This is a genomic window from Microbispora sp. CA-102843, assembly GCF_050936215.1.
Lineage (GTDB): Bacteria > Actinomycetota > Actinomycetes > Streptosporangiales > Streptosporangiaceae > Microbispora.
Map to the genome: position 1 here is coordinate 2980849 of NZ_JBNJNF010000001.1, position 21164 is coordinate 3002012.

The following is a 21164-nucleotide window of genomic DNA, read 5'->3' on the forward strand; positions in this document are numbered from 1 at the left end:
ATCTTGTGACCGTCCAGCACGATCCATCGGTTTACGAGCGTATACAGGCGGGTGAGCAGTTCCAGGAGCTGCGTCGCCGCTACCGTTCCTGGGTCTTCCCCATGACCGTCGCCTTCCTGGTGTGGTACCTGCTCTATGTGGTGCTGTCCGGCTTCGCCCGCGACTTCATGGGCACCAAGTTGTTCGGCAACATCAATGTCGCCCTCGTCTTCGGCGTGCTGCAGTTCGTGTCGACGTTCCTGATCGCCTGGGCGTACTCGCGGCACGCGGCGGCCAAGCTCGACCCGATCGCCGACGAGCTGCGCGACGGGGCCGAGACCCGCGACGAGATCGGGGAGGGCGCCAAGTGAGCCACGAGACGCTGTCCACGATCCTCTTCCTGGTCTTCGTCGCCCTCACGCTGGCGATCACGTTCTGGGCCAGCCGCAACACCAAGAGCGCGGCGGACTTCTACGCCGGCGGCCGGTCGTTCAGCGGCCTGCAGAACGGCCTGGCCATCGGCGGCGACTACATGTCGGCCGCGTCGTTCCTCGGCATCGCCGGCATCATCGCGCTGTCGGGCTACGACGGCTTCCTCTACTCGATCGGCTTCCTCGTCGCCTGGCTGGTCGCGCTGCTGCTGGTCGCCGAGCTCATGCGCAACTCGGGCAAGTACACGATGGCCGACGTGCTGGCGTTCCGGATGTCGCCGCGCCCGGTCCGTACGGCGGCCGGCGTGTCCACGATCGTCGTCAGCATCTTCTACCTGCTCGCGCAGATGGTCGGCGCGGGCGCGCTCGTCGGTCTGCTGCTCGGCGTCCACTCCGAGGCGGGCAAGATCTGGACGATCATCGCGGTCGGCCTGCTGATGATCGTCTATGTCGTGTTCGGCGGCATGAAGGGCACCACCTGGGTGCAGATCGTCAAGGCCGTCATGCTGATGGTCGGCGCCGCGCTGATCACCCTGCTCGTGCTCGGCAAGTTCGGCTTCAACCTGTCCGGGCTGCTCGGCGACGCCGCCACCCAGAGCGGCAAGGGCGACAGCTTCCTCAACCCGGGCCTCAAGTACGGCACCGCCGCCCAGGGGACCTGGGGCAAGATCGACCTGATCAGCCTCGGCCTGGCCCTGGTTCTCGGCACCGCCGGTCTGCCGCACGTCCTGATCCGCTTCTACACGGTGCCGACCGCCAGGGACGCCCGCAAGTCGGTCATGTGGGGCATCGGCATCATCGGCGTGTTCTACCTGCTGACGCTGGTGCTCGGCTTCGGCGCCGCGGCCCTGGTGGGCTCGAAGACGATCGCCGCGGCGGACAAGGCCGGCAACACGGCGGCCCCGCTGCTCGCCCAGAAGGTGGGCCAGGACATCTTCGGCGACGTCGGCGGCACGGTCCTGCTGGCGGTCATCGCGGCGGTCGCGTTCGCCACGATCCTCGCGGTGGTCGCGGGCCTGACCCTCGCGTCCTCCTCCAGCTTCGCCCACGACCTGTACGCGCACGTGTTCAAGCGGGGCGCCGCCACCGAGCGCCAGGAGGTCGTGGTCGCCCGCGTCGCCGCGTTCGTGATCGGCGCGGTCGCGATCGCGCTGAGCATCTTCGCCCAGTCGCTCAACGTGGCCTTCCTCGTGTCGCTGGCCTTCGCGGTGGCCGCGTCGGGCAACCTGCCCGCGATCCTCTACAGCCTGTTCTGGAAGAGGTTCAACACGGCGGGCGCGGTCTCGGCCATCTACGGTGGCCTGATCTCCGCCGTGGTGCTGGTGATCTTCTCGCCGGTCGTCTCCGGCGCGCCGACGGCGATGTTCCCCGACGCCGACTTCCACCTGATCCCGCTGTCGAACCCGGGCATCTTCTCGATCCCGATCGGCTTCCTGTGCGGCTACCTCGGCACGATCCTGAGCAAGGAGTACAACGCGTCGAAGTACGCCGAGATCGAGGTCCGCTCGCTCACCGGCCTCGGCGCCGAGAAGGCCACGAGCCACTGACGCCGGCTCCCGGCCGCACGTCGCCGGTTTCCCGGCGGTGCCACCCACCGCCGCCGGGGAGCCGGCACCTCCATACGCCCGGCCGCGGGCACGGTGCCACCCACCGCGGAGGCTCACGGCCGGGCGTATGCCTGCCCTGTCCCTCGCGTCATGGTGTTGGGGCACCCACTCTGGTTATGGTTCGGTCCGTGGACAGCCCTCTCCAGACCGCCAAGGCGTGGTCGCGCTCGCGGAGAAGGAAGCAGCCCTCCGACGGCGACGCCCGCACCCGCATCCTCGACGCCGCCGAGGAACTGTTCGCGGGCGGCGGCTACGAGGCCACGCCGACCGCGCGCATCGCCGAACTCGCCGGCGTGCCCAAGGGCCTGGTCTTCCACTACTTCCCCCGCAAGATCGACGTGCTGATCTCGCTGGTGGACGAGCGGACCGTGGTGGTCGAGGAGGAGGTCGAGGCGGTCCCCGGCGACGCGGCCGGCGCGCTGTCGCGGCTCGCCCGCCGGCTGCCGCTGCGCGCGTCCCCCGCGATGCGGCGCATCCTGTTCCGGGAGGCCGACACCCACCTGTCCGTACGGGAGCGCCTGGGCCGCCTGAACGCCGAGATCATCCGCCGGGCCAGGTTCGCCCTGGAGCTCGCCCTGCCGGGCGGGCGCGGCGACGCCGCCCGGCTGGAGGCCGCCGCCGCGACCTTCGCCGCGGTCCTGCTGTACCAGGAGAGCATCTGCCTGCTCACCGGCCATCACATCGACCCCGACGCGGTCGCCGAACTGATCGCCAACGCCCTGCACTGACGAGGGCTGCGCTCCTCCCTGGCGCCTCCCGCGCGACTTCTTGAGCGCGCCTCCCGCACGACTTCCTGGCGCGCCTGGTCAGGCGGGCACCATCTCCTCCCGCTCCTCCCGCTCCTGCCGTTCCTCCCCGGGCCGTACGGGAGCCGGGTCGTGCGAGGAGTCGTCGAGCAGGGCCAGGAGTTCGTCCATCGCCTCGCGCAGGTGGTCGATCATGCTCCAGACGTCCGGCAGCCGGGTCGGGCAGGCGACGACGCCGAAGTCCAGCCGCCCGTCGTACGAAGCGCAGGTGATGCTGATCCCCCCGGTGGCGTCGGTGACCACCGACAGCGGGTGGTAGGCGAGCATCCTGGCGCCGCACAGGTACAACGGCAGGCGGGGACCCGGCACGTTCGACACGATGAGGTTGACGCCCGCCCCCGCGACCCCCGCGAGGCGGAAGACCACCGGTGTGGCCAGCGCCGCGAAGGCGTTCGGCACCATCGCGCACACGTCGTCCAGCCAGGTGCGGTGGGAGACGGCGAAGCGCCGCTTGGCGGCGGCCAGCGTCGAGCGGACGGCGGTCAGGCGATCCCTGGGGGAGGCGACGTCCGTGGCCAGCGGCGTGATCATCGCCGAGATCCGGTTGCCGACCCGCCCGTCCGCGGCGTCCCGGGACGACCCGCCCGAGCCTGCCGGTTGCGGGCGCAGCGCGACCGGCACGGCGGCCACCAGCGGCCGGTCGGGCAGCGCGTCGTGGGCGAGCAGCCAGCGCCGCAGCGCCGAGGCGCACAGCGTCATCACCACGTCGTTCGGGCCCATGCCGAAGGCCCTGGCCACCCTCCTGACCTCCGCCAGCGGCACGGAGCCGAAGGCGACCTCCCGCGTGCCGGAGATCGGGCCGTTGAACGGCGTGCGCGGCGCGACCAGCGGCGGCGTCTCGGGCAGCGGGCGCGAGTCTCCCGCGAGCGCGCGGGCGGCCTGGGCCACGAGCCGGGCGTCGGGCAGCGCCGCCACCACCGGGATCGCGTCCAGGTCCGCGGCGGCGCGGGCGAGCGAGCACAGCGTCTCCACCGGCTGGACGATCGACCGGGTGATCGCCCCGGCGAGCATCGTGAGCAGCCCGGGCGGCTGCGGCGGCGCCGGAGCCGGGGGCGCCTCGATCCGGCGCGGCTGCGGCGAAGGGTCGAGCAGCGCGGTCAGGATCTCCGAGCCCGACACGCCGTCGATCGCACAGTGGTGCACCTTGGTGTAGAGGGCGCAGCGGCCGCCCTCCAGGCCGTGGATGAGGTGCGCCTCCCACAGCGGTCGCCCGCGGTCGAGCCGCCGCGCGTGGACGCCGGCCACGTACGCCGCCAGTTCCCGCTCGCCGCCGGGCGCCGGGAGGGTGGTCTCGTGCACGTGCGCGTCGAGGTCCACGTCGGGGTCGTCCAGCCAGTACGGCCGGTCGAGCCCGAAGGGCACGTCGGCCAGCCGCATCCGCAGCGGCGGGGCGAGGTGCAGCCGCTCGCGCAGCAGGGCGAGCAGCGCCTCCCTGGTCAGGGCGCCGGAGGGCGAGGTCGACGGGTCGAGTACGGCGACGCTCGCCACATGGGTCGCGGTCGTCGCCGACTCCACGCTCAGGAACTGCGCGTCGAGTGCCGTCAACTGGCGCATCTCGTCATCCTCCCGCTCACGCCGCCCGATCCGCCGCAGGTCCGCGGCCGGCCCCGCCGCCCGGGACCACGTTCCCGGTGCCGGGCTCGTATGCCGGTCGCATGCCGGGGGCCGCACACCCGCGGCGATCCCCTGGCACACGATAACCACCCGCCTGCGCACCGTGACCATCATCGCCGCATCGCGTTACCGCCGCATTTCTCCCACGTGCCGCCGGGGGATGTTCAGGCGCGCCCGTGACCCGCGCGAGACGAACACGGTGGGGAATCGGCGTCGCCCGAGAGGCGTGTTCGGGTTAGGGCTTGCGTGCGACGCCGCCGAAGCAGGCCACCTCGCGGGGCTCGCCCCACGGGTTGTCCTCCGACCGCCACCGCGACACCGAGACGATGCCGGGGTCGAGCAGGTCCAGACCGGTGAAGTAGCCCTCGATCTGCTCGGGGCTGCGCGGCGTGTAGGGGATGGCGCCGCTGCCCGCGTTGTAGCGGCCAAGCGCCTCGACGTACGCCGGGTCGGTGTCCGAGCCGTCGTAGAGCGCGAGATAACTGCCCGAGGGCAGGGCCGCCAGTAGCCGGCGCACGATGTCCCGCGCCTCGTCGTAGTCCGCCACCAGGCCGAGGATGCCCATCAGCATGAGCGCGGTCGGCCGCTCGAAGTCGAGCGTTGCGGCCGCCTCCCGCAGGATGCGGCCGGGGTCGCGTACATCGGCCTCGATGTAGTCGGTGGCCCCCTCGGGGGTGCTGGTCAGCAGTGCCTGGGCGTGCACCAGCACCAAAGGGTCGTTGTCGACGTAGACGATGCGGGACGCCGGGGCCAGCCGCTGGGCGACCTCGTGGGTGTTGTCGACGGTGGGCAGGCCCGTGCCGATGTCGAGGAACTGGCGGATTCCCGCCTCGCCGGCGAGGTATCCGACGGTGCGCACGAGCATCTGCCGGGACTGCCGGGTGATGTCCACCATCCCGGGGAAGACGGCGCGGATCCGTTCTCCCGCCTCTCTGTCGACGGGATAGTGGTCCTTGCCGCCCAGGAAGTAGTTCCAGACGCGAGCCGAGTGCGGCACGCTGCTGTCGATCCTGCGGACGCCGGAGTCGTCGGCGGGAAGGTCGGCGGGAAGAGTGTCACTCATGGGGCCTCGGAGTGGTCGGAACGGAGGGACGACCGCAGCCGCGTCAGTGATCTCCGCTCGTTGCCGGCGGATCGCGCGTCGCGCCCATCCTTTCCGATCAAGCTCCGGCACGCAACCACATGGCCGGGCTTGAAGGGCGACTACGGCCGCGTTCGCCCGCGCTACCATCCCGTCACCGGAGGCGCCGGCGTACGGCCGGCACCAGCGAGACCCGTATCGGGGAGGACAGGGATGATGTCGGCTCGACCGGAGGCTGCGACTTCTCCGGACGGACGGCCGGTTCAGCCGCGGGGCGGGCCGACGGTGGTGCGCATGATGCTCGGCGCCCAGTTGCGCAGGCTCCGCGAGGCCAGGAACATCAGCCGCGAGCAGGCCGGGCACGCCATCCGCGCCTCCACGTCGAAGATCTGCCGGCTGGAGCTGGGCCGCACCCCCTTCAAACGGCGCGACGTGGCCGACCTGCTCACCCTGTACGGCGTCGTCGACAGCGGGGAACGGGAGACGATGCTGGCGCTCGCCGAGCAGGCCGGCACCCCCGGCTGGTGGCACCAGTACAACGACCTGCTGCCCGGCTGGTTCGAGGTCTACGTCGGGCTGGAGGAGGCGGCGGCCACGATCCGCACGTACGAGGTCCAGTTCGTGCACAGCCTGTTGCAGACCGAGGACTACGCACGAGCGGCCATTCGGCTGCGGCACCGCGGGGCGCCCGAGGCCGACGTCGCCCGCCGCGTCGGCCTGCGCATGCGGCGTCAGCGGCTCCTGGACCAGGCCGACGGGCCCCGGCTGTGGTCGGTGGTGGACGAGTCGGCGCTGCGCCGTCCCCTGGGCGGACGGGCCGTGCAGCGCCGCCAGATCGAGCACCTGATCGAGGCCGCCGCGCGTCCGGACGTCACCCTGCAGATCCTGCCCTTCCGGGCCGGCGGTCATCCCGCCGTGGGCGGCCCCTTCACCATCCTGCGGTTCGCCGAGCCCGACCTGCCCGACGTCGTCTACCTCGAACAGCTCAGCAGCGCGCTGTATCTCGACAAGCAGGAGGACGTGGACGACTACACCTCCGTGATGAACGACCTCAGCGTGCAGGCCGAGTCGGCCCGCGACACCGTGACCATGCTGCGTGCGATCCTCCGGGAGCTGTGAGGTCAGTCCCTGCCCAGGTGGGCCAGCAGGCGGTCGAGGGGCCAGGTGTTCACCACGTCGTCGGGGGTGAGCCAGGCCCGCTGCGCGATGCCCACGCCGAACCTCTGGTGGGCCAGATGCGGGACGGCGTGGGAGTCGCTGTCGATGGAGAACTTCACGCCGTGGTGGCGCGCGAGCCGTACCAGGTCGGAGGGCAGGTCGGCCCGGTCGGGGTAGGAGTCGATCTCCATGATCGTGCCGGTCCTGGCGGCGGCGCGGAACACCGCGTCCCAGTCCGCGTCCACCGGCGGCCGCTTGCCGATCTTGCGCGTCGTGGGGTGGCCGATGACGTGGACGTGCGGGTTCTCGCACGCCGCGATGAAGCGGCGGGTCATCTCCTCGCGCGACTGGGTGAAGTGCGAGTGCACCGACGCGACGCAGACGTCGAACCCGGCCAGCACCTCGGCCGGCCAGTCCACCGAGCCGTCCGGGGCGATGTTCAGCTCGCTGCCGTGCAGCAGCCGCATGTCCGGATAGCTCACCTGCAGCTCGGCGATGCGGGCGCGCTGGGCGAGGGCCTTGTCGAGGGTCATCCGCTGCATGACCAGGTCGGGCGCGTGGTCGGTCACCGCGTAGTAGGAGTAGCCGCGCATCGCGGCGGCGGCCACCATGTCCTCCAGTGAGGCGATCCCGTCGGTGAGGTCGGTGTGCGTGTGCAGGTCGCCCCGCAGGTCGTGCAGCTCGACCAGGCGCGGCAGCTCGCCCCGCAGCGCCGCCTCGACCTCGCCGCCGTCCTCGCGCAGCGCCGGGTGCACCCACGCCATGCCGAGCGCCTGGTAGATCTCCTCCTCGGTCTCCGACGCGATGAGGCGGTCGCCGTCGAACAGGCCGTACTCCGACAGCTTCCAGCCCTTCTTGACCGCCATCTCCCGGATGCGGACGTTGTGCTCCTTGCTGCCGGTGAAGTAGATCATGGCCGCGCCCCACGACTCCGCGGGGATCAGCCGCAGGTCGACCTGCAGGCCGCGGTCGGTCCTGACCGAGGTCTTCCGCTCGCCCTTCGCGACGATCTCGGTGACGTACGGCTGCCGCGCGAACAGCTCCATCAGACCGGGGTCGCCGACGGCGAGGATGTCGATGTCGCCGATCGTCTCGCTCATCCGGCGCAGCGACCCGGCGAAGGCGATCCGGCCGGCGGGCAGCGAGGCGATGACCCGCTCCGCCAGGTCCGCCGCGATGCCGAGGTGCACCCGGTCACCCGACCGCTCCATGTGCTCGATGCCCTTGAGCAGGTTCTCCTCGGTCTTGGCGCCGAAGCCGCGCAGGCCCTTCAGACGGCCGGTCCGGATCGCGTCGGCCAGCGCGGCGGGGGAGTCGATGCCGAGCTCCTGGAACAGGAAAAGCGCCTTCTTCGGGCCGAGCGAGGGGATCCGGGTCAGCCTGCGCACCCCGTCGGGCACCTTGCCCCGCAGGTCGTCGAGCTGGCGGAAGCTGCCGCGCTCGAGGAACTCCTCGACCTTCTTGGCGATCGCCTCGCCCACGCCCGGAATCGACCGCACGTCGGTCTCCCCGAGGTCCCCGGGGAACCCCGCGATCGACTTGGCCGCCTTCTGGTAGCTGCGCACCCGGAAGGCGTCTCCGCCGTTCAGCGCGAAAAGCTCGGCGTACTCCTGCAGCGCCGCGGCTGCCTCGTCATTGGCCCGTCCCATGCGTCTCAGGGTAGGAGAAGCGGCAGCGCACGTTCGAACGAACGGAGCCAGTACGGCCAGGTGTGGGTGCCGTTTCCGTAGAAATCCGTCGTCACCTTCACCCCGGCCTTCCTCGCTGCCCTGGCGAAGTCCAGGTTCTGCCGCATGATCGCGGCCTCGGTGCGATCAACCGGGCCGTCCCCGTGGTCCAGGGGACCTGGGTCGCCGTCGCCGGAGGAGGCGTAGAGGCGCACGCCCTTCAGCCGCCCGACCAGGTCGGCGGGATTGTGCTCCGGCCAGGCGCTCGGGTCGCCCCACAGGTCCTCGGTGTCCACGCCGTTGTCCGCCATGAACGACCGGTATCCGGGGACGTCCTCGCGGGTGTCGAGCACCCCCGAGAACGACGCCGCGGCCTCGAACACGCCCGGATGCCGGGCCGCGTAGACGAACGCGCCGAGCCCGCCCATGGAGAAACCGGCGACCGCGCGGCGCGTGCCGACGCCGTACCGCGGCTCGACGAGGCGGGGCACCTCGGTCATGTGGAACGTCTCCCAGGCGGGGCCGTCGCGCCAGTCGGCGTACCAGCCCATCGAACCGCCCTCGGGGACGATGACGACGGCGTCGAGGCTTGCGGTCAGCCGAGCCACCTCGCCCGTCCTGAGCCAGTCCCAGCCGCCGCCGGCGCAGCAGCCGTGCAGCAGGTAGAGCGCGCGCCAGCCGGTGGAACCCGGCTTCCAGGCCGCCGGCTTCACCACCCACACCGAGCGCGGGCCGTCCGTGGCCGGGGAGTCGATCACGAGCTTGTCCGTCCGCTCGTCCACGGCCTCCTGCGAGACGACCCTGGCCGGGGAACCGGCGGGCGGCGGCGTCGCGGACTCGGCGGTGCTCTGGCAGCCGGTCACCATGACGACGAGGACGAGCCACGCCAGCATCTTCTTCACGAGAGCTGAATGTCATACCGATCACCCGCCGTCAACCCCGGAAAAGGGCTTCGCGTAGGTGAAAGGCCCGCGAGGTGGCGGGACCGGTCGCTCGAACACCCGGACCTGGAAGAACTCGCCCCACTTCGGGTCGGGGGCCGTCACACCGTGCGTCTCCGAGTGCTCGAAGCCGAAGCGCGAGTAGTACGCCGGGTCGCCGAGCAGCGCGACCAGCGGTTCGCCGAGCGCCTCGGCCGCCCCGAGCGCGGCGTGCACGACCGCCGAGCCCACGCCTCGTCGCTGGTGGGCGGGGTGCACGGCCAGGGGGCCGAGCCCGAGCACCGGCACGGCCTCCACGTGGGCCCTCGTGCAGACGACGTGACCCGCGATCCCGCCCGCGTAGTGCGCTCCCACGCGCGGCGGCCGCGTCGGCGAGTGGCGACGGCCTCCGGTGCGGCGGATCGCGCGCACCGGAGGCCTCGCTTACAGGCAGGGGGAAAGGGTCAGCAGGGACTGGCCGGACCCCCCGGGCTCACCGCGTGAAGGTCCACTTCTGGTTGTTCCCGCCCCAGCAGGAGTACAGCTGGATCTGGGTGCCGTTGCCGGTGCCCTGTCCGACGGCGTCCAGGCACAGCCCGGACTGGACACCGACGATGGAGCCGTCGGAGTTGAGGCGCCACTTCTGGTTGTCGCCGCCCCAGCAGGAGTAGATCTGCACCTTGACGCCGTTGCCGGTGCCGGCGGCGTCCAGGCACTTGTTGCCGTACACCCGCAACTCCTGCGCGGAGGTGTAGGTCCAGGTCTGGTTGGTCTGGCCGTTGCAGTCCCAGATCTGCAGTTGGGTGCCGTCGGTGGTGCTGGCGTTGGGTACGTCGAGGCAGCGGCCGGAGCCGACACTCCTGATCGGCCCGCTACCGTTCCCGCCACCGGGGCTGGGCGAGGTGCCGGGGCTGGGCGAGGTGCCAGGGCTGGGCGAGGTGCCAGGGCTGGGCGAGGTGCTCGGCGTGGCGGCGTTGAGGGCGTTCAGGACCGAGGTGTAGGCGGCCTTCTTGTTGCCGTTGCCGTCGAACAGCAGCGGGCTGGTGTTCGCACCGAGCCAGGAGTCGCTGTCGCGCACGCCCCACACGGTGACGCCGACGCACCGCGAGACCGCCAGGCAGTCGTTGACCACGCTGGCGTAGGTCGAGGCCGAGCCGCCCTGGATGTCCAGCTCGGTGATGGCCACGTCGACGCCGAGGGCGGCGAAGTTCTGCAGGGTGGTGCGGTAGTTGCTGGGGTAGGGGCTGTTGCTGTTGAAGTGGGACTGGAAGCCGACGCAGTCGATCGGGACGCCGCGGGACTTGAAGTCCTTGACCATGTTGTAGACGCCCTGGGTCTTGGCCCAGGTCCAGTTGTCGGTGTTGTAGTCGTTGTAGCAGAGCTTGGCGGCCGGGTCGGCGGCGCGGGCGGTGCGGAAGGCGACCTCGATCCAGTCGTTGCCCGTGGCCTGCAGGTTCGAGTTGCGCCGCCCGCCGTTGCTGTCGTCGTAGGCCTCGTTGACCACGTCCCAGTAGGGGATCTTGCCCTTGTAGTGGGCCATCACGCCGTTGATGTGGTTGATCATGGCTTGGCGCAGCGCGGTGCCGCTGAGGGACTGCATCCAGCCGGGCTGCTGGGAGTGCCAGGCCAGCGTGTGCCCGCGCACCTGCTTGCCGTTCTGCACCGCCCAGTTGTAGACGCGGTCGGCGTTGGTGAAGTTGAACTGGTTCTGGTTGGGCTCGGTGGCGTCGATCTTCATCTCGTTCTCGGCCGTCACCATGTTGAACTCGCGGTTCGCGATGCCGGTGTACGTCGAGTCTCCGAGTTTGCCGGCGGCGATGGCGGTGCCGAAGTAGCGGCCGGTTTGGGCGGCGGCTGCGCCGAGCGTGCTTGCCGCGGCGTCGGCGGGGACTGTCACCGCCACCACCGCCGTGGCCGCGGTAAGCACGCCGAGAGCGCCGGCGACCAGAGCCCGGCGCAGCCGGGTTCCGGGCGGGGGCATGATGTTTTCGCCCATGTCTGAGCCTCCATAACTGAATCACCAAAGGGGAACGGGGGAGTTCCCGTGGGATCGACGCCGCGCCTCGTCGATCAAGGGCGCACACCACCGGGGCGTCGTGATCGGCGGTCCCCTCCCGTGCACCACCACTTGGGAGCGGGGACCGCCTCGGAGGTTCAGTGTGGGAACCGCTCCCGAAACTTGTCAAGACTCTCCTAGAAACTTTCGGCCTAGCTGGCCGCGAAGTGAGTAGTAAATCGGTTCAGTAGGCGGCATCTGCGCTCCGAAAGTTTCGGCCCTTCGTGTTCTGGGCGGGGAAAAGGAGGGTTGAAAGTTTCACCACATGGCCCTCGCCGAACTCATGCGCCATCGCGATAACGCCCAGTTGGGCCACGATCGGACCCCAAGCGGCGACGCGAATACGTTCCGGGCCGTTGACAGCGGCTCTCTGTCTCGTATTGGCTCCGCCCCACACCACTCCAACCGCCCCGATGGAGAGGAGGGTCGATCAGAGAAGGATTGTGAACGCTAACAGCCATGGTGTTCCGGGTGTCGTTACCGGATCCGAGCTGCCGGCTCGGGTGACTCACCACGGTGGTGGCGCGGGTGTGGCTGAACTTGTCGCGCTCCCGCGGTATCCGCCGCGAGGGCCCTTGGGACAGCCGCGATGGCGCCGACCCCGAGCGCCATGCGGAGCCGGTCGGCTCGGTCGGCTCGGTCGGCCTGGTGCTGCCGGTCACGCCTGCTCGGGCTGCACCGGCCCCCCGTCCGCGGGCGCAGGCCTGGCACGGCACCGACGGCGACGGCGGCTTGCCGCCGTCGTCCCGGGCGCCCGCCTGCCGCGGCGAACGGCGGTGCCGGGGAGACCGGTGGTGGCACTACCCTGCCAGGGTGAGCGTGGAAGTGTCCGTGGTTGTCCGCTATCGCAGGGCCGTGACATACGGTGTGAACGCCCTGCTCGGCGCGCTGGAGACCGCGAAGGCCGAGTGCGATCTGCGGCTCGGGACCACCCCCGAGGAGACGGCGGCGCACATCGCGGCGAGCACCGCGGACCGCGTCCTGGTCCTCTGGTCGTTCTACTCGCCGGACGCCGAGGCGATGGCCGCCGAGCTGGCCACCGTACGGGCCCTCGCCGACGACCCCCGCGTCCTGCACATCGCCGGCGGAGTGCACGCCACCGCCGAGCCGCAGCAGGTCATCGACGCCGGCTGGGACCTCGCCGCGATCGGCGAGGGCGAGCCGACGATCGTCGCCCTGGTCGAGGCGCTGCGTGAGGACCGGCCGCTCACCACCGTGCCCGGGCTGGCGGTGCGCGACGGCGACGGCGCGGCGCTGCGCACGCCACCGGCCCCGCAGCTGCCGCTCGACGCCTTCCCGTCCTTCCCCGACCGGCGCCGCCACTTCGGGCCCATCGAGATCACGAGGGGCTGCGCCTACACGTGCCGCTTCTGCCAGACGCCCTTCATGTTCGGCGGCAGGTTCCGGCATCGCAGCGTGGACAGCGTGCGCGAGCACGTCCGCCGGATGGCCGCCCACGGCCTGCGCGACGTCCGCTTCATCACCCCCACCTCCCTCTCGTACGGCACGCAGGGGCCGGAGCCGGCGCTGGACGCCGTGGAGGAACTGCTGGCGGGTGTGAAAGAGGAGCTGCCCGCGAACGGGCGGGTGTTCTTCGGCAGCTTCCCCTCCGAGATCCGTCCCGAGCACGTCACGCCGGAGGCGATGCGGCTGATCAAGCGATACGTGGCGAACGACAACATCATCATCGGCGCCCAGTCGGGCTCCGATCGCGTGCTGGCCGCGGCCGGTCGCGGGCACGGCAGCGGGCCGGTCCGCGACGCCGTGCGGATCGCCGTGGAACACGGCTTCCGCCCGAACGTCGACTTCATCTTCGGGCTGCCCGGCGAGTCGCCGGAGGACCAGGACGCGTCCCTGCGGCTCGCCGCCGACCTCGCCGATCTCGGGGCGCGCATCCACACCCACACGTTCATGCCGCTGCCCGGCACGCCGTGGCGGGACGCCGAGCCCGCGTTCATCCCGCTGGCCACGATGCGTGAGCTCGACCGGCTCGCGCAGCGCGGCGACGCCTACGGGCACTGGCGCAAGCAGGCCGAGCACGCGGCGCGGCTGGCCGAGACGGCCAAGGCCTACCCGCGCCGCGCCCGGCGCCGCCGTACCACCGATGGCTGACGTCCCCGCCCGCCCCGGCTGGATCGTCGCGCTCTAGAACTGCTGCGGCCGGGCCTGGTACGGCTCCGCCAGGAAGGCGATCTCCTCCTCGGTGAGCTTGAGGTCGGCCGCGGCGAGCGCGTCGTCCACGTGGTGCTCCTTGGTCGCGCCGACGATCGGAGCGGTCACGCCCGGGCGGCTGAGCAGCCAGGCGAGGGAGAGGGTCGCGGGGGAGACGCCTCGCTCGGCCGCCGTCCGCGCGACCCGCTCCAGGATCGCCGCGTCGGCGGGCCCGCCGTACAGCTGCTCCTGCCTGGCGCCGTCGCCGACCTGCCGTACGGTGTCGGCCGGCTTGGCCGCGCGGGCGAGCAGGCCGCGCGCGAGCGGGCTCCACGGGATGAGCCCCACTCCCTGGTCGAGGCACTGCGGGATCATCTCCCGCTCCTCCTCCCGGTGGAGCAGGTTGTAGTGGTTCTGCATCGAGACGAACCGGGTCCAGCCGTGCTTGTCCGCGGCGTGCTGCGCCTTGGCGAACTGCCACGCCCACATGCTGGAGGCGCCGATGTAGCGGGCCTTGCCGGCCCGGACGATGTCGTGGAGGGCCTCCATCGTCTCCTCGATCGGCGTCTCGTCGTCCCAGCGGTGGATCTGGTACAGGTCGACGTAGTCGGTGCCGAGGCGGGCGAGGGAGGCGTCGATGGCCGACATGACGTGCTTGCGGGACAGGCCGTAGTCGTTCCTGCCCTCGCCCATCGGGAAGTAGACCTTGGTGGCCAGCACGTAGTCGTCGCGCCGGGGGAAGATCTTGCGCAGCAGCCGTCCGGTGACCTCCTCGCTGACGCCTCCCGAGTACACGTCGGCGGTGTCGAAGAAGGTCACGCCGCCCTCGGCCGCCTTGCGCACGATGGGCTCGGCCTGCTCCTCGTCCAGGACCCAGCCGCCCCACTTGGCCGGTTCGCCGTAGCTCATCATGCCCAGGCAGATCCTGCTGACCTTCATACCGGTGGTGCCAAGTCGTCGATACTCCATGCGAGCACCCTATTTCCGCCAACCCGGCGGTTGCGTACGGGTGCGCTCATGGCGGCTCTTCGCGGCGCCGATCCGGGAGCGCCGGTTCAAGGCTCAGCGGGAGGCCGAACGCGGCGAAGAGGTGAGGTGCCTCGAACACGTCGATCGCGGACAGAAGGCTCGCCTCCACGGCCGGCACGATCAGCGCGAAGGGGCGGAACGCGGTGTCGCCGGCGCCCTGGACGTAGGCGGCCACCGCCGGTCCGCGGTTCGCGGCGGCCGGCAGCATCCGCCATCGGCCGGGGGTGTTCATGTCTCGGCGCAGTGCCCGGGCGACCGCAGCCTTGCCGGTCCACTCGCCGACGCCGCGACGACCAGGACAGCACGTCGCGCAGGATGAGCACGGCCCGCTGGCGGGGCGGCAGCAGCTGGATCGCGGCGAGGAACGCCAGACCGATCGTCTCGCGACCGACGGCCACGACGTCGGGGCCGGGAGTCTCGTCGAGCAGGTGGTCCGGGTACGGCTGCGGCGGCGGGGTCGTGCGCCGCAGGGTGTCCAGGCAGAGATTGGTGGCGATGCGGTACAGCCAGGTCCGGGCGCTCGCCCGCTCCTCGAACGCGTCCCTGGAGCGCCACGCCCGCAGGAAGACCTCCTGCACGTGCTCCTCGGCCGCGTCGAACGACCCGAGCATCCGGTAACAGTGGACCTGCAACTCCCGGTGGTATCGGCGGGTCAGGTCCGCGAACCTCGCGGCGTCGTCCACGGCAACGTTCATACACCTACCGACGGAAAAAGACGGCCGGATCACCGGTGAGATTTCGGCCGTACCACGTCTACCCGGGTATGGCGATTGTGGAAGTGGACATCTCGATGTCGGTGGACGGGTTCATCACCGGGCCCGACCTGGACGAATGGCCCGGGCTTGGCAGGGGCGGCGAGCGACTGCACGCGTGGCTCGGGCACGACGAGGGGCGGCGGCTCAACGAGGCGACGTTCGCGGCCTCCGGCGCCGTCGTGACGAGCCGGTCGGTGTACGAGGCGACCGGCGGCTGGGGCGACGACGGCTTGTACCGGATGCCGGTCTTCGTCGTGACCCATCGGCCCCATCAGGTGGTGTGCAAGGGCGACACGACGTTCACTTTCGTGACCGGCGGGGTCGCCGCCGCGATCGAAGCGGCCGTGGCCGCCGCGGGCGACAGGCGGGTCCACGTGATGGGCGGCGCGTCGGTCGTCCAGCAGGCGCTGCGGACCGGCCTGGTCGACCGTCTGCGGCTGCACGTCGTCCCGCTGCTTCTGGGGTCCGGCACCGTCCTGTTCGACGGCGCCGGACCGGAGCTGGAACACCTGGACACCGTGGACACGCCGGACGCCACCCACGTGACGTACCGGGTCGGGCGCGCCACCCCCTGACCGGGCTCGGCCGAGGTTCGGGGCCGCCTCTAGAATCTTGTTCCATGGCGATGTACGTCCCCCTCGGCCAGGGCCGGTATCAGGCGGCGGAGCACACCCAGGGGCCGTGGGATCCGCGGCATCAGCACATGGGACCCGTCACCGCGCTGCTGGTGCACGAGCTCGCCCGCGTTCCCGGCCGTTTCCCCGATCTGCCTCTGGCCCGGCTGGCGGTGGACGTGTTCGCCCCCGTCCCGGTGGCGGAGGTGGAGGTGCGCACCGAGATGATCAGGGACGGCAGGCGCGTGCAGTGCCTCGGTGCCTCCGTCACCTCCGGCGGGCGTGAGCTGGTCAGGGCGACCGCGTGGCGCATCAGGGAGACCGGCAGCCCGGCGAGCGAGGCCGCGCCGCCGCCCGCGCCGGTCCCGCCGCCGCTACCGGGCGACGCCGAGTCGTGGATCGCCCGGGGCTTCGGGTATGGCAGGGCCACGGACTGGCGGTTCGTCAAGGGCTCCCTTGACGAGGCCGGGCCCGCCGTCGCGTGGGGCAGGGCGCGGGTGCCGCTCGTGAAAGGCGAGGAGATCACGCCGCTGGAACGGCTCGCGATGTTCGCCGACAGCGGCAACGGCATCAGCGGCGTCCTGGAATTCGACGCCTACCTGTTCGCCAACGTTGACCTCACGATCTCTTTGTTCCGCGCTCCCGAAGGAGAGTGGATCTGCCTGGACGCGGCCACGACGATCGGCCCGAGGGGACGCGGGCTCACCCGCACCACGCTGTTCGACCAGTCCGGCGAGGTCGGCACGGCCACGCAGACCCTCTTCGTCGAGCCCCGGTCAGCCTGACCCCCCCTCAGGTCGCCGTGCAGGTGACGGGCGACGGCGTTCCGTTGGCACCGCCGGACCAACTGGCGATGAAGCCGGCCGTCGTCGACGCGTTCGGCGCCAGCGCACCGTTCCAGGACTCGTTGGCGACGGTCACCGTGGATCCCGACTGGGTGTAGCGACCGCCCCACATCTGGCTGATGCTCTGGCCGTTGGGGAAGGTGAGGGTGACGGTCCACGAGGAGATGGGCAGGGAGCCCGTGTTGCGCACCGCCAGCTCGCCCTGGAAGCCGCCCTGCCACTGGCTGGTGACCCGGTACGCCGCGGAGCACGCGCGCGGACCGGCGGACGGAGACGGGCTGGGGGAGGGCGAGGGGCTGGAGGAGGGCGAGGCGCTCGGCGACGCCGAGGGGCTGGGCGACGAGCCGCCCGCGGGCGGCACGCGGATGACGCGGTCGTCGTCGGCGACAGGGGTCCCCCTGCCGTCGCGGTTGTTCGTCGTCACCCAGAGCCAGCCGTCCGGGCCGACGGTCGCGGCCCGCAGCCGTCCGTACGTCCCCTGGAACTCGGCCACCGGGGCGCCCGTCCTGCTGCCGGCGCTGACCGGCACCGTCCACAGTCGCTTCCCGGCCAGGGCCGCGGCGAAGAGCGTGCTGTTGGCGTACGCGAGACCGCTCGGAGAGGCCTCGGAGGTGCTCCAGGTCTGGATGGGATTGGTGAAGCGCGAGTCGCTGCACACGCCCTCGCAGGTCGGCCAGCCGTAGTTGCGGCCCGGCTGGATGTAGTTGAGCTCGTCCCAGGTGTTCTGGCCGAACTCCGTGGCGTACAGCCGGCCGCCCTCGTCCCAGGCCAGCCCCTGCACGTTGCGGTGACCGTAGCTGTAGACCCGCGAGCCGGAGAACGGGTTGTCCGTGGGGACCGTGCCGTCGGGCCGCATTCGCAGGATCTTGCCGGCCGGGCTGTTCAGATCCTGGGCGTTGGCGGAGGTCCCGGCGTCTCCCGTGGTCACGTACAGCATCCCGTCGGGGCCGAAGGCGATGCGCCCGCCGTTGTGGAACTGTGCGCGGGGAACGCCGGAGAGGATCACCTGCTGGGTCTGCGGAGCGCTGAGCCGGAACCGGACCAGCCGGTTGTCGGAGGCGCTCGAGTAATACGCGTAGACCCACTGGTCCTGGGCGTAGGTGGGGGAGACGGCGATGCCGAGCAGGCCGCCCTCGCCCGCGGGCGACACGTTGGGGACCGTGGCCACCCGTACGGGCGCGGATCCGGGGCGTACCTGCACGATGTTCGCCGTGTCGCGTTCGGAGACGATGGCGCTGCCGTCGGGGAGAAAGGCGATCCCCCACGGTGCCTGCAGCCCGGTGGTGGCGACCTGCGCCCGGGTGAAGTCGAATCCACCGGTGGCCGCGCTCGCGGGGGGTGGCTGGGTCACGACGAACATGGCGGCGGCGGTCACGGCGCTGAGTGCGGTCGCGAGTGCCGCGGCGAGGCGCTTGGGCATCACAGGCTCCCGGGGCGGTATGTCGGGTTCCGGCTCGTGACCATCGAACGCGTCCGCCGCGCCGGGAGCAATCACCCGGACGCCGCGCCATCGCCGCCCGCGGGCTGACCAGTGCTTTGGCCGGACCCGTGGACCCGGACAGGCCGCCGGGCGAGAAACTTTCATGGCCGGACGGAAATCCTCCCGCCGGGCACCGGGCCGCGACGGGGGGGCGTCAGGTCGCCGTGCAGGTGATGGGCGTGGGCACTTCGACGGTGCCGCCGGGCAGCCCGGCATCGAACCCCACCGTCACCGACTGGCCCGGCGCCAGCGCGCCGTTCCAGGACTCGTTGGTGACGGTCACCGTGGCCCCCGACTGGGTGTAGCGGCCGTTCCACAACTGGACCACGTGCTCTCCCTTGGGGAAACCGAAGGTGACGGTCCACGAGGAGATGGGCAGGGTGCCCGTGTTCCGCACCGTCAGTTCGCTCCGGAAGCCTCCCGGCCACAGGGAGACGATCCGGATCGTGGCCTCGCACGAGCGCGTACCCGCCGGCGGGGACGGGCTGGCAGACGGTGACGGGCTGGGCGAGGGGCTCGTCGAGGGAGACGGGCTCACCGACGGAGACGGGGACGGGTTGCCCGTCGGGGCGGCGGGCGGGATCCGGATGATCCGGTCGTCGCCGAGGACCGGCGTCCCCCTGCCGTCGCGGTTGCTCGTCGCCACCCAGAGCCAGCCGTCGGGCCCGACCGCCACGGTGCGCAGCCGCCCGTACGTCCCCTGGAGCTCGGCCACCGGGGTGCCCGCTCCGCCGCCCGCGGCCGGCACCGTCCACAGCCGCGTCCCGCGCAGGGCCGCGGCGAAGAGCGTCCCGTTGGCGTACGCCAGGCCGCTGGGCGACGCGTCGGCCGGGCGCCAGGTCACGACGGGGCCGCGGAAGCGTGTGTCGCCGCACACGCCCTGGCAGGCCGGCCAGCCGTAGTTGCCGCCCGGGACGATGTAGTTGATCTCGTCCCAGGCGTCCTCGCCGAACTCCGTGGCGTACAGCCGGCCGCCCGCGTCCCAGGCGAGTCCCTGCACGTTGCGGTGGCCGTAGCTGTAGACCGGCAAGCCGGTGAACGGGTTGTCCGGAGGGAGCGAGCCGTCGGGCCTGATCCGCAGGATCTTGCCACCCAGGCTGTTCAGGTTCTGCGCGTTGACGGCGTTCCCGGCGTCGCCCGTCGCGACGTACAGCATGCCGTCCGGGCCGAACGCGATCCGCCCGCCGTTGTCGGCCTGGCCGCGGGGAATGCCGGCGAGGACGACCTGCAGCACGTCGGGGGAGCCCCACCGGAACCGGGCCACGCGATTGTCGTAGGCGGTGGTGAAGTACACGTAGACGAACAGGTCCTGGAGGAAGGTGGGGGACAGGGCGATGCCCAGCAGACCGCCCTCGCCCATCGCGAGCACGCCCGGAACGGTGGTCACCCGCACGGACGTGCCTCCGGGGTACACCCGCAGGATCTCCGCCGTGGCGCGCTGGGTCACGAGGACGCTGGCGTCCGGGAGGAAGGCCATCCCCCAGGGCGTCAGCAGCCCTGTGGCGGCGACCTGCGGGTGGGTGAAGTCGAACCCGCCGGTGGCCGCGCCCGCGGCGGTCGGCCGGGTCACGACGAGCGCCGCGGCGGCGGTCACGGCGCAGAGGATGGTCGCGAGTGCCGCGGACAGACGCTTGCGCATCGCACGCTCCCGGGAGGGGATGGGGGCTACCGGCTCTCAACCATCGAAGGCGTCCGCCGCGCCCGAGGCAATCAGCCGGCGGAGGCCCCGTCCGCCGGCCTGCGCGTACGTCCGCCGCCGGGGCCCGGGTGAGGAAACTTTCACGACCCCGGCGCGACGCGCGGTGAACGACGGTCAGTGGGCCGCGGGCGGGATGCGGATGATCCGGTCGTCGTCGGCGGCCGGGGTCCCCCTGCCGTCGCGGTTGCTCGTCGCCACCCAGAGCGAGCGGTCGGGCCCGACGGCCACGGTGCGCAGCCGCCCGTACGTCCCCTGGAGCTCGGCCACCGGGGCGCCCGCCTTGCCGCCGCTGATCGGCACCGTCCACAGCCGTGTCCCGCGCAGAGCGGCGGCGAAGAGCGTGCCGTGGGCGTACGCGAGGCCGCTGGGCGACGCCTCGGCGGGGCTCCAGGTCAGGAGGGGATTGGTGAAGCGTGTGTCGGCGCACACGCCCTCGCAGGTCGGCCAGCCGTAGTTGCGCCCGGGAAGGATGTAGTTGAGCTCGTCCCAGGTGCTCTGGCCGAACTCCGTGGCGTACAGCCGGCCGCCCTCGTCCCAGGCGAGCCCCTCCACGTTGCGATGGCCGTAGCTGTAGACCGGCGAGCCGGCGAACGGGTTGTCCGCGGGCACCGTGCCGTCGGGCCCGATGCGCAGGATCTTGCCGCCCAGGCTGTTCAGGTTCTGGGCGTTGGCCGAGTTCCCGGCGTCGCCCGTGCCCACGTACAGCCTGCCGTCCGGGCCGAACGCGATCCGCCCGCCGTTGTGGATCTGGCCACGGGGGATGCCCGTGAGGATCGGCTGCTGCGTCTGGGGCGAGCTCAGCCGGAACCGGACCACGCGGTTGTCGGAGGCGCTCGTGTAGTACGCGTAGACCCACTGGTCCTGGGCGTAAGTGGGGGAGACGGCGATGCCGAGCAGGCCGCCCTCGCCCCCGGGCGACACGTTCGGGACCGTGGCCACCCGTACGGGCGCGGATCCGGGACTCACCCGCATGATGTCCGCCGTGTCGCGCTGGGAGACGAGCGCGCTGCCGTCGGGGAGGAAGGCCATCCCCCAGGGCGCCCGCAGCCCTGTGGCGGCGACCTGCGGGTGGGTGAAGTCGAACCCGCCGGTGGCCGCGTCCGCGGCGGGCGGCTGGGTCGCGACGAGAGTGGCGGAGGCGATCACCGTGCTGAGGGCGGTCGCGAGTGTCACGGCGAGGTGCTTGCCGAACCTTGGTGACCTGCGCGTTCGCACGTGCGCGGCCGGCACGGCGGCCGTGGCGCGGAGACTTTCACGCACTCGGCCGGGCTC

18 protein-coding genes and 1 pseudogene are annotated in these 21164 nt (G+C 71.7%); 7 read left to right on the plus strand and 12 right to left on the minus strand.

The features are described 5' to 3' along the window. The first annotated feature begins 5 nt into the window (after positions 1-5). The 3 genes from ACQEVJ_RS14005 (at position 6) to ACQEVJ_RS14015 (ending at position 2745) form a co-directional block, all read left to right on the plus strand. Complete coding sequence (locus ACQEVJ_RS14005) at positions 6-350, plus strand: DUF485 domain-containing protein (RefSeq protein ID WP_433100914.1); 345 nt, start codon at positions 6-8, stop codon at positions 348-350. Beyond that, positions 347-1957, plus strand: a complete 1611-nt coding sequence (locus tag ACQEVJ_RS14010; protein WP_433100915.1) for a solute symporter family protein — start codon at positions 347-349, stop codon at positions 1955-1957. Before ACQEVJ_RS14005 ends, ACQEVJ_RS14010 begins: the two co-directional genes overlap by 4 nt. A gap of 188 nt (positions 1958-2145) precedes the next feature. After that, positions 2146-2745: a TetR/AcrR family transcriptional regulator gene (locus ACQEVJ_RS14015; protein ID WP_433100917.1), complete on the plus strand. Its 600-nt coding sequence runs from the start codon at positions 2146-2148 to the stop codon at positions 2743-2745. Positions 2746-2823: 78 nt separating this feature from the next. Here the strand turns inward: ACQEVJ_RS14015 and ACQEVJ_RS14020 are convergent, their stop codons facing one another. Further along, the gene (locus tag ACQEVJ_RS14020) at positions 2824-4377 is read right to left on the minus strand and encodes a wax ester/triacylglycerol synthase family O-acyltransferase (protein WP_433100919.1); all 1554 of its coding nucleotides are present in this window, start codon (positions 4375-4377) and stop codon (positions 2824-2826) included. Between the two features lie 295 nt (positions 4378-4672). Continuing rightward, the gene (locus ACQEVJ_RS14025; RefSeq protein ID WP_433100921.1) at positions 4673-5500 is read right to left on the minus strand and encodes an SAM-dependent methyltransferase; all 828 of its coding nucleotides are present in this window, start codon (positions 5498-5500) and stop codon (positions 4673-4675) included. Positions 5501-5731: 231 nt separating this feature from the next. Here ACQEVJ_RS14025 and ACQEVJ_RS14030 point away from each other — a divergent pair, with 231 nt between their 5' ends. Next, a complete protein-coding gene (locus ACQEVJ_RS14030; RefSeq protein WP_433100923.1) occupies positions 5732-6637 on the plus strand; it encodes a helix-turn-helix domain-containing protein in 906 nt (301 codons plus the stop codon). A gap of 2 nt (positions 6638-6639) precedes the next feature. On the opposite strand, the gene polX is transcribed toward ACQEVJ_RS14030, so the two are convergent. The 4 genes from polX to ACQEVJ_RS14050 all read right to left on the minus strand — a co-directional run bounded on the left by polX (position 6640) and on the right by ACQEVJ_RS14050 (position 11259). Beyond that, positions 6640-8325: a DNA polymerase/3'-5' exonuclease PolX gene (gene polX / locus ACQEVJ_RS14035; protein ID WP_433100925.1), complete on the minus strand. Its 1686-nt coding sequence runs from the start codon at positions 8323-8325 to the stop codon at positions 6640-6642. A 5-nt stretch (positions 8326-8330) separates the two neighbouring features. After that, positions 8331-9236, minus strand: coding sequence for an alpha/beta hydrolase (locus tag ACQEVJ_RS14040; RefSeq protein WP_433112716.1), 906 nt, complete (start codon positions 9234-9236; stop codon positions 8331-8333). Between the two features lie 30 nt (positions 9237-9266). Then, positions 9267-9695, minus strand: coding sequence for a GNAT family N-acetyltransferase (locus ACQEVJ_RS14045; protein ID WP_433100927.1), 429 nt, complete (start codon positions 9693-9695; stop codon positions 9267-9269). Positions 9696-9756: 61 nt separating this feature from the next. Then, positions 9757-11259, minus strand: a complete 1503-nt coding sequence (locus tag ACQEVJ_RS14050) for an endo-1,4-beta-xylanase (RefSeq protein WP_433100929.1) — start codon at positions 11257-11259, stop codon at positions 9757-9759. 873 nt (positions 11260-12132) lie between these two features. Here ACQEVJ_RS14050 and ACQEVJ_RS14055 point away from each other — a divergent pair. Beyond that, complete coding sequence (locus ACQEVJ_RS14055) at positions 12133-13431, plus strand: TIGR04013 family B12-binding domain/radical SAM domain-containing protein (protein ID WP_433100931.1); 1299 nt, start codon at positions 12133-12135, stop codon at positions 13429-13431. A gap of 33 nt (positions 13432-13464) precedes the next feature. Here ACQEVJ_RS14055 and ACQEVJ_RS14060 read toward each other — a convergent pair whose 3' ends face one another. The 3 genes and pseudogenes from ACQEVJ_RS14060 to ACQEVJ_RS14070 all read right to left on the minus strand — a co-directional run. Continuing rightward, the gene (locus tag ACQEVJ_RS14060) at positions 13465-14439 is read right to left on the minus strand and encodes an aldo/keto reductase (RefSeq protein ID WP_433100933.1); all 975 of its coding nucleotides are present in this window, start codon (positions 14437-14439) and stop codon (positions 13465-13467) included. A gap of 46 nt (positions 14440-14485) precedes the next feature. Then, entirely contained in the window at positions 14486-14731 is a 246-nt protein-coding gene (locus ACQEVJ_RS14065; RefSeq protein ID WP_433113346.1) for a hypothetical protein, read from the minus strand. A gap of 127 nt (positions 14732-14858) precedes the next feature. Beyond that, positions 14859-15194: pseudogene (locus ACQEVJ_RS14070) on the minus strand (sigma factor); the annotation flags it as partial. Positions 15195-15262: 68 nt separating this feature from the next. On the opposite strand from ACQEVJ_RS14070, the gene ACQEVJ_RS14075 reads away from it, so the two are divergent. Beyond that, a complete protein-coding gene (locus ACQEVJ_RS14075) occupies positions 15263-15829 on the plus strand; it encodes a dihydrofolate reductase family protein (RefSeq protein WP_433100935.1) in 567 nt (188 codons plus the stop codon). Positions 15830-15873: 44 nt separating this feature from the next. After that, the gene (locus tag ACQEVJ_RS14080) at positions 15874-16653 is read left to right on the plus strand and encodes a thioesterase family protein (RefSeq protein WP_433100937.1); all 780 of its coding nucleotides are present in this window, start codon (positions 15874-15876) and stop codon (positions 16651-16653) included. Positions 16654-16660: 7 nt separating this feature from the next. Here ACQEVJ_RS14080 and ACQEVJ_RS14085 read toward each other — a convergent pair whose 3' ends face one another. The 3 genes from ACQEVJ_RS14085 to ACQEVJ_RS14095 form a co-directional block, all read right to left on the minus strand. Then, positions 16661-18133 (minus strand): PQQ-dependent sugar dehydrogenase, encoded by a 1473-nt coding sequence (locus tag ACQEVJ_RS14085; RefSeq protein WP_433100939.1) that lies wholly within the window; start codon positions 18131-18133, stop codon positions 16661-16663. A 214-nt stretch (positions 18134-18347) separates the two neighbouring features. Next, the gene (locus ACQEVJ_RS14090) at positions 18348-19832 is read right to left on the minus strand and encodes a PQQ-dependent sugar dehydrogenase (protein WP_433100941.1); all 1485 of its coding nucleotides are present in this window, start codon (positions 19830-19832) and stop codon (positions 18348-18350) included. A gap of 174 nt (positions 19833-20006) precedes the next feature. Next, on the minus strand, positions 20007-21152 hold the full coding sequence (locus tag ACQEVJ_RS14095) for a PQQ-dependent sugar dehydrogenase (protein ID WP_433100943.1): 1146 nt from the start codon (positions 21150-21152) through the stop codon (positions 20007-20009). Positions 21153-21164: the final 12 nt, after the last annotated feature.